This is a genomic window from Virgibacillus sp. AGTR (genome assembly GCF_016919725.2).
Lineage (GTDB): Bacteria > Bacillota > Bacilli > Bacillales > Amphibacillaceae > Virgibacillus > Virgibacillus salarius.
On sequence record NZ_JAJERH010000002.1, the window covers coordinates 104869 to 120146 of the forward strand.

Genomic DNA, 15278 nt, shown 5'->3' on the forward strand with positions numbered 1-15278 from the left:
TACATTCCTAAATTCCTAAATTTTAGTAAATTCATTATTAAATATTTACTAATTGTTTTTAATACTAGCATAGCGAATTTTGAATGTCTATAATTTTTGAAAAATTATAGACTGAATACCTTCTTCTTATTTCCGATTCTAGTAAAAGGAGGAGAAACATAAGAAAACGCTCGTCACTAGCGACTGTAGCCAGTCAACGGAGATAAAGGAGCTTTTCAGCCGATAATACTTATCGTAGGACAATTCGTGAAATCGCCTAGTTTCTGGACGCTGGAGCTGTACACGGCTCAACACGCCCATATTTATCCACATGGACGAATTTTTAATTTTCTAGACTACGAAAAGAGCAACCCTATGAGGCCGCAGCTCACAAGGTTGCCCTTTTGATTACAATCATTCAATGGTGTTTGTTAAAAATGAACAGTTTGATAAAGTGAAACAGTTATATGCGGGATAAAGTGAAACTTCCATCCGTGGGGAGTGTGTTTATCCCCCACGGATGGTTAGCTGAACCAATCGGACATTTACTGGTAGTTGATACCACCTCTTATCCATATTGGCTTCTCTTTATTGCTTGAAGTGGGATCTTACTGCCAGTTATATGCGGGATAAAGTGAAACTTCCATCCAGCTTTTACTGAAACAAATACGTACAAAGGCTTAAATCGCCACGTCCTGTGGCAACGCCTTTGTGACCTACTTCCATGTAGGCCCGAACCAATCGGACATTTACTGGCAGTTGATACCACCTCTTATCCATATTTGTTTGTCTTTGGGATAAACGATCCATCATATTACTGGGTCAAATATTTCGGTGAGTAGCAATGATACAGCCCCTAAAATCGTCGCATCACTTCCTAGCTTTGTTACAGCTACCTTTGTTTCTTTAGCATCTTGGGTTAGTGCACAGCGTTTTATCCTCTCATGGATAGCAGGTAAGATAAAGGATGCACTATTCATCACCCCACCACCTAATATAATTTTCTCTGGGTTAATCATATGAATTAAATTGGTTAAACCGACACCGATGCAATCACCAGTTTCTTTTAAAACATCTATATAAATTTGATTTCCAGCCTTAGCCAGTTCAAAAACACTTTCTCCAGTCAATTTAAACGAGGCTGACTGACCATTCTGACTTAGCCTTCTATGTGCACGTTCAGCAATAGCAGGACCAGTGGCAAATGTTTGCAAGCAACCACGATTACCGCACTCGCAAATATCACCATTAATATCAATGGTCATATGACCAATTTCTCCGGCAATATCCTGTGCACCGTGGAATAACTTCCCTTCCGTTACGATGCCTGCACCTACACCTCTTCCCAAATTAACAGCAACCATACTGTCTAAATCACCGTGACCTCCAAACCATGCCTCACCTAAGGCCATTGCACGTGCGTCATTTTCCACTTTAACCATGACATGGAACTCTTGCTCAAGCATTTCCTTTATTGGTATATGTGTTAGATTAAGGTTTGGAGCGAATAACGAGGTTCCTGTTTCAACGTTTACCACCCCGTGCATCGCTACTCCAATCCCCATAATTTCCTCTATATCCTTATTCGTTTGACGAAGTACTTGATGAATGCATTCCTTTAAATAAGAGAGAAAAGCATCATTAGTTACAGGTAAATCAAGTGTATACGAATGCCTTGCTTGAATTCTACCAGCAAGGTCTGCAACAATGCATTCTATCTGTTCTGGTCCTGCATCAACACCTAAAATATAAAAAGCTGTTTTATTAATATGAAGCATCGTCGGTTTCCTGCCACCCATGGACTGACCACGATTACTTTCCAATACAATTTGCTGATCAATTAACTCCTTTACAATACTACTGACAGTTGGTGGAGTTAGTTTCGTATCCTTGGCAATCTGCGCCCTAGAGATTGGCTCAAATTTCCTTATTTTATTTAAAATGATTGACTTGTTTACTGATTTCATCAGTTTAAATGTACCTCGTTGCATAGCATCCTCCGAATAATAATAACGTTGTCTCTATTGTATCATGGAGCAACTATTGATAAAGTGAAACTTCCATCCGTGTGGGGTGTGTTTACCCCCCACGAAGTTACGGACATTTACTGGCAGTTGATCCCCCTCTTATCCATAGTGGCTTCACTTTATCCCTTGAAGCTGGGGACTTACTGCCAGCCATGAATTGCTTTTGAACAATTTTTTTATTATACCTCAAGCTGTTCCTTCGCTTTCGTTATATCACTAATTTCCTTTGTTGAATACACAGATAGTTTTAGCTCAAACGAAAAAGATTCAAATTTACAACGATATTTTTCTAACTGATTTTGCCCACAGGAATTAGAACCTAACCCATTTTGCTTATGATCTAAGTGAAGCACAATGTATGGCCTCTTCTCTAAATCAATCGTATGATTAGCATGTTCTAAATCGTTTATCTCATAATAACTCGCATTAAAATCAAAGGTCGACTGCGTACCTACTGCCATGATAGCGACACCGTCATGATCGACAAAACGCACCCATCGTGTATCTGTTCGATTTCCATTCTCCTGTGGATAAACATAATTAGTAAATAATTTACTAACCGAACGTTCGTATACTCCTATTTGATTGGCTTGTTTAGAGTCACTATATGACTCACCAGGACCTCTTCCATACCAACGAGTAGTATCACAATCTTTATTAAGCCGCATTTCTACACCAATTCTAGGTATCATTTTTGGTGCGTTTTCGATTATTCCACTAGGCGTACCTGAAACCTGAAACAACATATCTCCATTAGGATAAATGTGATATTGATACATGCATTCATAATACCAAGCAGAATTCGTTGTCCCATTTACTGTTTTAACAGTAATAATTATTGTATTGTCAGTACGTTTATATTGAACTTCCTCCACTACCTCATGCCATAAATGCATAAAATATTTTTCTTTGTAGTCCTTTAATATATGCATATCATTATCGATAGGAGCCCGCCAAAACTGTAATTTAGGACCTTTTTCAACAACAGCAAGGCCATTTTTCTTCCATGAAATCATTTGACCATTCACTTTATCAAAAATGATCTCAACCTCACTATTAATAATTTCTATTGTGTGCTGCGTTTCCTTTAACGTTAAAGCACCCTTTGGCAAAATAGGCTTTGTTTTTTCTACTGTAATTGGCAGCTTAAATTGGGCAGTTGCAAGCTCATGCCCCTTTGCACTCCAAGTGAAATCTCGGTTGGTCAGATATGATAATGTTAGGTAATATTCCGTACCAGGTTCTTTATAAAAGTTAAAATCAAGATCTAGTATAATTTCCTCCGCTGTTCTTGCTGGAATAGGAGGTAATGCACAAGTCCTAGCATGCAGTGCTTCTCCATCCCGCTCAATCGCATAATGTAATGTGACATGGTTTAATGATATAAAGTCGTACCTGTTCTCTACTTTTATCCTACCTTGATTCAGTTCAACAGCAGTCGTATCTATAGGCTCAATTATTTTTTTATACTCTACTAATGCTGGAGAAGGTGTACGATCAGGCATTAATAGACCATCGATGCAAAAGTTCCCATTCGTTGGATCATCTCCAAAATCTCCACCATACCGGTAATATTTGCTACCGTTTTCATCGACCGTTTCAATCCCATGATCATACCATTCCCAAATAAACCCACCTTGTAGATGCTCATATTTATTTATAAGCTCCTGATACTCTTTCAATCCTCCAGGACCATTACCCATCGCATGACCGTATTCACAATGGATATGTGGTTTTTTAGTTGTTTCAGCAATAGCTTGCATGGTTTTTCTTCCTTCTGGTGGATTTTCAAGCCATGTATACATGGTAGAATATACATCCGTTACTTCTGCTTTGCTATCACCTTCATAATGGACTAAACGCGTTGAATCTATATCTTTACAGTGTTTGGCCATTACTTTAAAATTATGACCGAATCCTGATTCATTACCTAATGACCACATGATTATCGATGGATGGTTCTTATCTCTATGCACCATTCGTATTAATCTATCTACATACATATCTTCCCATAATGGATTATCAGAGATCCAATTAAAATTATTCGTTAATTCAAAACCATGACACTCGAGATCTGCTTCATCAACTACATAGATCCCATACGTATCACATAATGTATATAGATATGGGTGGTTTGGATAATGTGCTGTACGAATCGCATTGATATTATGTTGCTTCATTAGGAGAATATCTTGTAGCATATCCTCTTTTGAGACCACTCTACCGGTAGCTGGATGGAAATCATGACGGTTTACTCCCTTTAGCTTAATTGCTACACCATTTACCGTAAACGTTTTCCCTTTGATTTCAATGTGTCGAAATCCAATTTGCTGTGGGATTACCTCGATCACTTGATCATCCAGTAGAACCGTTAAGTGTAACGTATATAAGTAGGGAGATTCTGCACTCCACAGCTCAGGTTGAGGAATTATTTCCTTAATTATAAATCTTTCACCAATACATTGATTTCCTAAAGCAACCGTTTCCTGCTGGTCATTTACTAGTTCATATTGTATGCGAATATTTTCTTGCCAGCCACGAATACTTCCACTCACTAATAATTCTCCCTTGGAAAATTGATCTTTTACGTTAGTTTCTACTTTAAAATCCTCTATTCCTGATTTAGGTTGCGTATATAGTTCAACATCTCTAAAGATTCCACTTAACCACCACATATCCTGATCTTCTAAATACGTACCATCAGACCATTGGTATACACGGACTGTTATTTCATTTTTTCCGTCCATCACATAAGGAGTAATCGTAAACTCTGATGTCATACGAGCACCTTTACTATAGCCTACCATCTCCCCATTTATCCAAATATGAAAGGCTGAATCAACTCCATGAAAGCGCAAAATCACATCATCTTTTAACCAAGTTGTATCAATTGAAAATTTCCGATGATAAATACCAGTCGGATTATCAGATGGTACATACGGCGGGCGAATGGGAAAATGATACCACACATCAGAGTAATGCATCTTACCATAACCTTCCATTTGCCAATTGCTTGGAACCTGTATAGAATCCCAACTGCTCCGATCATGATTAATTTGCTCAAAGCCTACTGGTGAGTATTCAGGGGCAGATAGAAAAAGAAAGTCCCATAACCCATTTAAGCTTTTAAAATGATGCGTATACTCTGGGTCTCCATCTATAGCTGTCTGTTTATTTGGATAAGAATAAAAAAAAGCTCGCGGTTTCATTCTATTTTGATCAGTAATTGTAATATCTTCCCACTCTTTATACATTCTCATTATTTCCCCTCCTATATAAAGTTAGCTATCCTTAGAGACGTTTACCACTTTTCTTTTCTGTCCTTTGTAATTTACTGCAATTATTCCAGTAGCTACAAGTATCAATGCTCCCATGATAAAGATGTTTAATGACTCCCCAGGGATAAACATCGCAGACAAGATCGCTCCTGAAACGGGTGTAATAAATTTAAACATACTTATCTCGCCAGCCTTATTAAATTTCAGAATAGAGTACCAGAGGCCAAAAGCGACAGCAGAAAGCAGTGCGGAGTAAATAAAAAGCATCCACCCAAGTGGTGTAAACGTTATCGCATTTTCTTGCAACTGCGGAATACCAATCACTAGCATAAGACCTGCCCCTATCGTTAACTGCCAACCAGTTAACGCAAAAGGATGGATACCGATAGCAAGCTCCTTTGCCATAATCGTCCCTATGGCGCTTGTTAAAGCTGCCAGTATCATATATCCCTCTCCCGTTACCTGAAAAGTGAGTTTAAGCTCTTCCCCCCAGTTAGCAACAATAATCCCTGCAAATCCTGCCATAAGCCCTACTGTTTTCTTCCAATTGATACGGTCATTTGTATAAAAGAAATGGGCTAAGACAACCGTAAAAAAAGTACCACTTGATAGTAAAATAGCTCCTTGCATACCAGAAACTTCTGCTAACCCATTATAAAAAAAGAAATACTGTAAACTAGTTTGAAGAATTCCGAAGATTACTAGAAAAAGAATCTGTCGCTTCGTAACGAATAATTTCTTAGGATTAGAAAAAATTAATCCCACTAAAAGAATTAGACCTGCTAATAAAAAGCGCATTCCAGCAAAAACAATCTTAGCAATTGTGTCATCTTTAGCCATTTGTAATTCTTCATAGCTTACTTTCAATACTGGAAATGCACTCCCCCATAAAATGGAACAAAAAATAGCAATACATACGACAACCCATTTTCTTTTAAGCATACTATCCATTTTATGTCATCTCCTATGTTGTTTTGTAGAATAAAGTGAAACTTCAATTAGTTGGGGGATGTTTATCACCCACTGATGGTTCGTACCACAAGGGTATGACCTAAAGACCTTTGAACAAATCGGACATTTACTGGCAGCTGATCCCGCACTTATCGATATTGGTTTCACGTTATTCCTTGAAGTGGGGTCTTACTGCCAGTTATATGCAGGGAAAAGTTACCTAGAAATCATTAAAGAGATGGCTTCTCTGTTTCTTTATTCACATATTCATGTGCCAAGATAAGAAACACACTTGACGTCCACGTAAATGCTCGATCTCGTAACCCTTCTCCCGATACAGCATTAAAATTTTCTGCCATTCCATGTTTTAATGCCATATTACAGAATTTATGAGCTAGGTCTCTAGCAAACGCTTCTTCCCCTGATTCCATTAATCCATCAATAAGCAACATGGTGGAAGGTGCCCAAATAGGTCCACGCCAATAACCGTCCTCTAAATAATATGGGCTCTGCAAGCTTTCAGTAGCAAGGCCATGTTCCGTTAAAAACCGGTTTTCATCCTTCAACCCTTCAATTAATCTCAATCGGATTTGTTTTGGAAGTCGCTTTGCTAGAATAATTGGCATAAATAACAATAAACTATCACCAGAACGCACATTTTCACCTGCGAGCTTTGCGACAAACTGCTCACCATCCCAAAAATAGGCTAACATATCGGTTAAAAGCTGATCTGCCTGCTTCTTCCATTCTTCGTAGTCCATTTGGAAATGTAAGCGATTAGCTATTTCTGCCAATGTTTCCATTTGTAAAATTAAAAATGCACAAAGATCTGGACTTTCGATAGGTATCCCTTGATGAAACAATGTACTATTATCCCAGCCACTATCATTACCATGTTGATATTCTGGAAATCCATTGTTATCAACATCACGTTCTTTAAAGAACCAACTGGTCCACTGTTTTAATGGTTGATAAATCTCAGCTAAATTTTCTTTTGATAATTCATTTGAATGTTTTAACATCCATGCCAACGTCCACCCATGAATTGGTGGTTTACTGCAATTCCAATAAGCAAATTGATCATTCATAAAATCTGGCAAAAGGCCGTTTTTTGCTTGTACATCAAAAAATATCATGAATTGATCCCAAGCTAACTTCGGATTCTTTTTGACTAAAGCCATTGCATTAAAGCAATGATCCCAGCTCCAAATATTTGTCATCCAATTCTTTGACATATACATCGCTGACCTTGGTAAATATCCCTCTTGTTTAACAACACAGGACCATGTTATGTAAGCAGCAAGTTGTCTTCCAGCTTCATATTCCGCCGGTACCGGCAACGTGTTTTCCAACCATTTTTTGTATTCGTCATTTACGTGATCAAGGGCTGTTTCAAACGTCGGATAATCGTTTTTTTGTTCATAGATTGTAAGAAACTCTTCAATAATTCCTTCTACAGTACCATTGTCTTCTCTAGGATGAAAATCTGCAATCACATAAGAACTACCATTTATATCCCAAGGCGCACTTACATCTAACTCCCCAATAAAGGGAGTTAACATAAATCGAATGCTTTGTGAAAAAACATTCACTTGCCAGCTTCGCGCTTGATAATAAAAAGCATTATCATAAGCATTTGTAACAAGAGATAACCGTAAACCAACTTGTTCCCCATAAATACGCAGACAATGAGCTTCTGAATAAATTAATCGAACTACTCCTTCTTCCGCTTGAAGGCAGAGGCAAGTCTCCGCTGCAATTGCATTAAAAGGTATACAATGTCCATTTTTCGTCACATCTAATTTAAATAAAGCGCCGACATCGTCATCACCACCTCTGATTGTACGTAAATAAATTCCTTCCGAACGATAGTCATTTTTAGGTAAATAGGAAATACTAAGATAAGAGCCAAATCGGCTAAAGGGTATATGTTTAAGATTTATATTCAACGATATCTTCTCCTCACATTTAATCTTCTATCCTATTTTACTTTACAGATCCGGATATACCTTCGATAAAATAACGTTGCATTACTATAAATATTAAAATTACAGGCAAGAGGGATATCGATGCTCCAGCTGCCATCCCTGTCCAATCCGTTTGATATTTACCAACAAATGAGAGCATACCCACTGCCAAAGTTCGTAAATCTGGATTATTTAATGTCAAAACGAGTGGAATTAAAAAAGAGCTCCAAGTCCAAATAAATTGCATAATTACAGCAGTAGCTATAACTGGCTTCGCAGAAGGAAGAATGATTTTAAAAAATGTTTTTAGAAAACCACTTCCATCTATAGCTGCAGCTTCTTCGATTTCTTTAGGCACGCGAGAAAAAAATGCTGCAAATAATAGAATAAAAAGCACGTGCGCCCCACTGGACTCTGCAAGAACTACACCGAATAACGTGTTAGATAATCCTAAAAACTTCATTAATTCATAAAGCGGAATGATTGTATACCCTGTAGGAATGAACATCAGCGCTCCGATAATAACGATCATTGTCTTTCTACCAGGAAAATCCACTCGCCCAAGCGCATATCCTGTTAAACAGCTTAATAAAACTACTATAGTTACAGTACCTAAAGTGATGACTACAGAATTTAAAAAGTACCCAGAGAAATTGGCAACATCCCATGCTCTAGTGTAGTTCTCCCAGTTCAACGTCTCTGGTATGGGATTAATTCCAGAAGTTAAAAAAGATGCATTGGTTTTTAATGAAGAAGATATCATCCAGATAAAAGGGTATATCCAGATAAAACCAAATAGGATTAAAAAGATATGGATTATTCCCCAAGTTATTTTTGAACGCATTACTTCTCCACCTCAACTTTCAATCCATTTTTATTTTTATGTCTATTGACCTTCATAACTACCCAACCAAGTAATAAACTTATTATGAATACTGTCATGCCTAATATCACACCAACTGTAGAGGCATAACCAACCTGAGATGGACCCTCTGAAGCAAACGCGAATCGATAAATATATAACTCTAAAGTTTCGGTGGAAAAGAACGGACCACCATTTGTTAATGTTTTTACTAGGTCAAATACACGCATACTGCTAACAGTTGTAAGTAATAATATCGTGGCTCCAACTGGTGCCAACATAGGTAACGTAATATAACGTAATGTTTGCCAATGTCCTGCACCATCAATTTTTGCAGCTTCATATAACTCTTTAGGAATCATCTGTAAACCTGTTAGCCAATAAATCATGATAATTCCTATTTCTTTCCAAGATCCAACAATGATAAGAACGATCATAGCTGTAAATGGATTAACTAACCAAGGTATAGCTTGGTCGATCACACCGACCATCACGAGTACTTGGTTGATTAAACCTTGATTACCAAAGATATTTTTCATAATAATCCCAACGATAGCTGTTGTTGTTACGACAGGAAGGAAATAGATGGTTCGATAAATAGTTCTTCCCTTCAGATTTGGACTATTTAATATTAAAGCAAGTATTAAAGCAACAGATACGGAAATAGTGGTAAAGCCAGATGTATAAATAAACGTATTTTTAAATGCATTCCAAAATTTTTCTTCAGTAAACACATTTTTATAATTATCGAATCCAATAAAATCAGTCAGTGGTCCTATACCAGACCAATCATAAAAGGAGTACACATAGCTCATAATAATGGGATAAAGAGATAAGCCCAAAAACACAATTACTTGTGGCAAGATAAATAAATACGCCCATATATATCGTTTCTTTGTATGCTTACTTATCGTCTGCTTTGCTATTTTGTTCATACAAATTCTCTCCTAATCAAACAAGCTCTAATGAAAAAGAAAGAGGACAAACTACTACGTTATCTCATAGTATATTCACTTAAGTAGCTCGCCCAATTTCATCTAACCACTCTATTTCAACTCTTGATACTCTTTTTCTGTATAGGGCTCATACGGAACCCAATTTGGAAATTGAAAATCCTCTCTAGAAACATTTTCATTTTCTTGAATTGCCTTAGTGAAAGCAGCATTATAGTCATCCGTGAAATCCGTTAATGCTCCTTGTAAATCTTCCACCTGTCCCGTTAGGTAGCCCATTAAAATAGAACCTGCGTCATTATCTGGTGCGTTCTTTTGTAGCGCAAGGCGTACTTCTTGCGTTTTCGGGTTGACAACAACCGGATTAGGGACACGAACCGACATCTCAGAGAAAATCTGCGCAATGTCATTTACTTCGGAAAATGGTAGCTCGACATTAATATCAGACGCTTCCTTCGCAATCAATGGCTCACCATCCTTGAGAATTTCGCGATATATATTTTCCTGTAAAAATTCTAAAAATAGTTTTACTTCATCCCAATGCTCGGTATCTTTAGATACATAGAGACCATCGTTACTACCTAATCGAAATTCTCCATATTGCTGACCATTTGGATTCTTTGTGGGTAAGGGAACTACTCCCCAGTCATCAAATCCATTTTCATGAAGTAACTGACCCGTCCAATTCCCATCGATTAGAAAAGCTGCTTGACCAGCAGTAAAAAGTTCTCTTGCTACCGTAGAATCTGTTTCCAAGGTTGATGGTGATAAAGCATTGCTATCCAATAAATCCTTCATCAATTTTATTGTCTCTACATATCCTTCTGTGTCATATTTATAATCGCCATTTGCATAATCATAACCACTTTCTGGTGAAAGCTCTGTTGCCATTAATTGTGTTACAGCCCTTACTAACCAACCAGACTGACCACCGAATATGAGACCATAAGATGATCCATTGGATTGATCATATATTTCTATACCCACTTCCTTTAATTCCTTCCATGTTTTCGGAACTTCATCAATCCCAAGATCATTCAATACTTGTTTATTGTAGAACATATAATATGTCCCACCTTTGTATACCGGAAACAAATACACATTTCCATTTAGTGATGCATTCCCTTCATCAAAGACTCCCTCCGTGTATTGCGATTGAACGTCTTTTGGAAAAACCTCATTTAGTTCATGTACAAGATCTAAATCTACAAATTCATTTAACGTAAAGGCATCCGTACTAAATATATCAGGAAGATTACGATCAGATATTGCTGCTTGGTATTCTGCTTCACTAGATTCAACATTCAAATTATTAAGTTCAACCTTAATATCTGGATGTTCTTTTTCAAATTTTTCGATTAAGATGGGAAAATAGCTTCTCCCCGCAGCAACGTTATTCCAAAGCTTGATTGTTGTTTTATCAGCATCGTCTTTATCTGCTTTTGAACTATCACTTTGACAACCAAGTAATAGAATTCCTAAGAATAAATAACAAATCATTATAAAAAAACACTTTTTTACCATGCGCACACTCTCCTTTATTATTAATTGTAATAGCCTATTAAACTAGCATTTCAATTAGTTGGAAGCTTGTTTATCTCCCACTGATTGGTAGTACCACACAAGGGTATGACCTACAGACATTTGAACTAATCGGACATTGACTGGCAGTTGACCCCACCCTTACCCATATTAGTTTTATTTTATTGCTTGAAGGTGGACTTACTTCCAGTTATATGCGGAATAAAGTGAAGCTTCCATCCGTGGGGGGTTTTTCCCCACGGATGGTTAGGTGAACCAATCGGACATTTACTGGCAGTTGTTCCCTCACTTAGCCATATTGGTTTCTCTTTATTGCTTGAAGTGGAGAGACTTACTGCCAGTTATATGCGGGATAAACATTCTTACAAAAGGAATACAAAAAACCGTATTTGTAACTGCTTATTCATGAAAATAAGCCCCCGTCCCAAGAAACGAATTGCCTCTTCATAGAACTCAAGCCAATCCTCCACCATCAACGACTAAAGTGGTTCCGGACACCCATGCAGATAGATCACTAGCTAAAAATAGTACTCCTTTGGCAATATCCTCAGGTGTACCAATTCGTTGCAACGGTCGATTAACCCCAGATGACACTAAAAATTCTTGATCATTAACATTTAATTGCTCTGCCTCCCCTCTTAATAGCGGTGTGTCTGTATCACCTGGACATATACAATTAACACGGATATTATCCTTTCCATGATCAATTGCCATTGCCTTAGTCATATTCACCACTCCTCCCTTAGCTGCACAATAAGAAGCGGCATCATCTCCTCCTTTTAATCCCCAGCCGGATCCTGTATTAATAATGCTCCCTCCACCATGATTACGCATGATTGGGATTACATACTTAGATAGTAAAAACACGCTTTTTAGCGATACGTCCATCACAAGATCCCAATCAGATTCCGTATGATCTACCGTATTTTTCCTTCGGATAACACCAGCATTATTAAATAATATATCTATATTACCGGAAACGCTTTCAATAATAGCAACCACAGCTTGGCAATCTTCATTAGAGGTTACATCACATTGTAAAAAAGCGGCATCACCCCCAGCCTGTACAATCTTGTCAGCCTGGTAATTCCCCTCCTCTGTATTAATATCAAGCATAAACACTTTACAATCTAATTCAGCCAATATTCGAGCTGTTGCTAAACCGATCCCTGATGCAGCACCTGTAATAACAGCTACTTTATTTGTTAATCCAAATAATTGTTGATTATCCACGCTAACCGACATCCCCTCTCACCTAAGAATTATTCACTTAATTAAATTAATTAATTATTAAATTTTTAAACATGTTATCATGCTAATATAATTGTGTCAATATTCTTTTTCTTTAAAAATATGTAGAAAATAGCATACTAACTACTAACTTTAATTGTCTAACAGGTACTAATTAGATACAAATATATGTTTGAAAATTATAACTTATTATAGTAGAATTAAATAAATTAATTTAATTAATTATTTTGTAGTGGTTTTTTTCTATTTCTGCGTCGTTATTTATACGTTTATTCAACAGGAGGTACTTATGAACATTGAAGCCTTAAAAAAGGAATTTCATACTATTTTTCATGCAGAAACAACACCACGGATATTTTTTGCACCTGGAAGAATTAATCTTATTGGGGAACACACCGATTATAATGGAGGTTATGTCCTGCCTGCTGCCTTGTCATTTGGAACTTATGCATTGGGAGTAAGACGAAAAGATAAGAAATTTCGTTTTTATTCGATGAATTTTCCTGAAAAGGGGATTGTAACATGTGATATTACGCAGCTCATCTTTGATCCGGCAGATGATTGGGCGAATTATCCTAAAGGAATGATTCAGCTACTACGGGAGCACACCAAATATATTCAAACCGGTGCTGATATTCTCTTTTATGGAAACATTCCAAACAGAGCTGGCCTTTCTTCTTCTGCTTCGATAGAAATGGTAACTGGAATTCTATTAAAAAATTTGTATCAATTAAAAGTGAACCGCTTGCAATTAATTCAATTAGGGCAAAAAGTAGAGAATACATTTATAGGAGTTAATAGCGGCATTATGGATCAATTTGCAATCGGTATGGGAAAAACAGGGCAGGCGATTCTATTGAATTGCCAAAGTCTTGAATACAAATACGCTCCGTTACATTTAGAAAACTATGTCATCCTAATTATAAACACAAATAAACATCGCCAACTTGCTAGTTCAAAATATAATCAACGTCGTTCCGAATGCGAACATGCATTAAAAGCGTTACAGAGTAAGCTCCCCATTCAAACTCTTTGTGAACTGACCCGTGAAGATTTTGATGCAAATAAGCATGTAATTAGGAACAAAGTTATCCAAAAACGGGCAAGGCATGTTGTCTATGAAAATGCTAGAACATTAGATGCAGTGCAAAGCCTACAAGAACATGATCTACAGCAGTTTGGAGAATTAATGAATGCATCACATCAATCGCTTCAACAAGATTATGAAGTGACTGGTTTAGAATTAGATACTGTCGTTGAAGCTGCCTGGGGTCAGGAAGGTGTATTAGGAGCTCGTATGACAGGTGCAGGTTTTGGTGGTTGTGCAATAGCAATTGTAAAAAAGGACAAAGCTGATTTGATTATAAATCGTATTAATAAAATATATGTCAACACTGTTGGATACAATGCGACGTTTTATACAGCAGTTATGGAAGATGGAGCAAAAGAACTAAGCGAAGGAGTGCTTTAATTGCGTATTTTAGTATTAGGAGGAGCGGGTTATATTGGCTCTCATGCAGTATATCAATTAATCGATCAAGGTAAAGATGTAGTTGTCATAGACAATTTACAAACAGGTCATTCCAAAGCGATACATCCAATGGCAACCTTTTATAAGGGGGATATTAGAGACATTAACTTTTTACGTGACGTTTTCAAAAAGGATTCCGTTGATGCAGTCATACATTTTGCTGCGAACTCATTAGTTGGTGAATCTATGGAAAAGCCCTTACTCTATTTTGATAATAATGTCTATGGTACACAAGTCTTATTGCAAGTCATGGTAGAGTATGGAGTCAAGCATATTGTGTTCTCTTCAACTGCTGCCACATATGGCGAAGCTACTATCAACCCTATTCAAGAGACGATGCCTACAAATCCAACTAATGTCTATGGCGAAACGAAGCGTACAATGGAGAGATTAATAGAATGGACGGCCAAAGCCCATGGAATTAACTTTGTATCACTCCGATATTTTAATGTAGCTGGCGCACGAGAGACAGCCGAGATCGGAGAGGACCACCGTCCAGAGACACATCTTGTGCCAATCATTTTACAAGTAGCACTTGGACAGCGGGATGCGATAACGATCTTTGGTGAAGATTATGATACTGACGATGGTACCTGTATTCGCGATTATGTCCATGTCGAAGACCTTATTCAAGCACATATCCTAGCACTTGATTATATACAAAATGGCGGTAAGAGTGATGTGTTTAATCTTGGCAGCAATACTGGATTTTCCGTTAAACAAATGATAGATTCAGCGCGACGCATTACAGGGAAATCCATTCCAGTTAAAACGGGAGAGCGACGAGCTGGTGATCCGGCTGTCCTAATTGCTAGCTCCAAAAAAGCTAAGGAAGTATTGGGATGGAAGCCAATGCGAACTTCGATTGAAACTATTTTAAGCGACGCTTGGAAATGGCATACGACACATCCGAACGGTTATGAAGGGGGATGAAAAG

At 37.4% G+C, this 15278-nt stretch carries 10 protein-coding genes; 2 read left to right on the forward strand and 8 right to left on the reverse strand.

The window, feature by feature from the left end; all coding sequences use genetic code 11:
- Positions 1-788: 788 nt before the first annotated feature.
- From JUJ52_RS01445 to JUJ52_RS01480, 8 genes are all read right to left on the reverse strand, one after another.
- The gene (locus JUJ52_RS01445; RefSeq protein WP_026682522.1) at positions 789-1970 is read right to left on the reverse strand and encodes an ROK family transcriptional regulator; all 1182 of its coding nucleotides are present in this window, start codon (positions 1968-1970) and stop codon (positions 789-791) included.
- A 215-nt stretch (positions 1971-2185) separates the two neighbouring features.
- Positions 2186-5266 (reverse strand): beta-galactosidase subunit alpha, encoded by a 3081-nt coding sequence (ebgA, locus tag JUJ52_RS01450; RefSeq protein ID WP_205389039.1) that lies wholly within the window; start codon positions 5264-5266, stop codon positions 2186-2188.
- 21 nt (positions 5267-5287) lie between these two features.
- On the reverse strand, positions 5288-6235 hold the full coding sequence (locus tag JUJ52_RS01455; protein WP_121603849.1) for a DMT family transporter: 948 nt from the start codon (positions 6233-6235) through the stop codon (positions 5288-5290).
- 230 nt (positions 6236-6465) lie between these two features.
- The gene (locus JUJ52_RS01460) at positions 6466-8184 is read right to left on the reverse strand and encodes an amylo-alpha-1,6-glucosidase (RefSeq protein ID WP_121603850.1); all 1719 of its coding nucleotides are present in this window, start codon (positions 8182-8184) and stop codon (positions 6466-6468) included.
- A gap of 37 nt (positions 8185-8221) precedes the next feature.
- Positions 8222-9046, reverse strand: a complete 825-nt coding sequence (locus JUJ52_RS01465) for a carbohydrate ABC transporter permease (RefSeq protein ID WP_026682526.1) — start codon at positions 9044-9046, stop codon at positions 8222-8224.
- A complete protein-coding gene (locus tag JUJ52_RS01470; RefSeq protein ID WP_051388431.1) occupies positions 9046-9999 on the reverse strand; it encodes a carbohydrate ABC transporter permease in 954 nt (317 codons plus the stop codon). The genes JUJ52_RS01465 and JUJ52_RS01470 overlap by 1 nt, the downstream gene beginning before the upstream one ends.
- 111 nt (positions 10000-10110) lie before the next feature.
- Positions 10111-11541 carry an ABC transporter substrate-binding protein gene (locus JUJ52_RS01475; protein ID WP_121603851.1) on the reverse strand — a complete coding sequence of 477 codons (1431 nt, stop codon included), beginning with the start codon at positions 11539-11541 and terminating at the stop codon, positions 10111-10113.
- Positions 11542-12012: 471 nt separating this feature from the next.
- Complete coding sequence (locus tag JUJ52_RS01480; RefSeq protein WP_034679513.1) at positions 12013-12804, reverse strand: SDR family NAD(P)-dependent oxidoreductase; 792 nt, start codon at positions 12802-12804, stop codon at positions 12013-12015.
- A gap of 295 nt (positions 12805-13099) precedes the next feature.
- Here JUJ52_RS01480 and JUJ52_RS01485 point away from each other — a divergent pair, with 295 nt between their 5' ends.
- Both JUJ52_RS01485 and galE read left to right on the forward strand, forming a co-directional pair.
- Positions 13100-14281 carry a galactokinase gene (locus JUJ52_RS01485; RefSeq protein WP_026682529.1) on the forward strand — a complete coding sequence of 394 codons (1182 nt, stop codon included), beginning with the start codon at positions 13100-13102 and terminating at the stop codon, positions 14279-14281.
- Entirely contained in the window at positions 14282-15274 is a 993-nt protein-coding gene (gene galE / locus JUJ52_RS01490) for a UDP-glucose 4-epimerase GalE (RefSeq protein WP_205389041.1), read from the forward strand. It begins immediately after the preceding gene.
- The last annotated feature ends 4 nt before the right edge of the window (positions 15275-15278 follow it).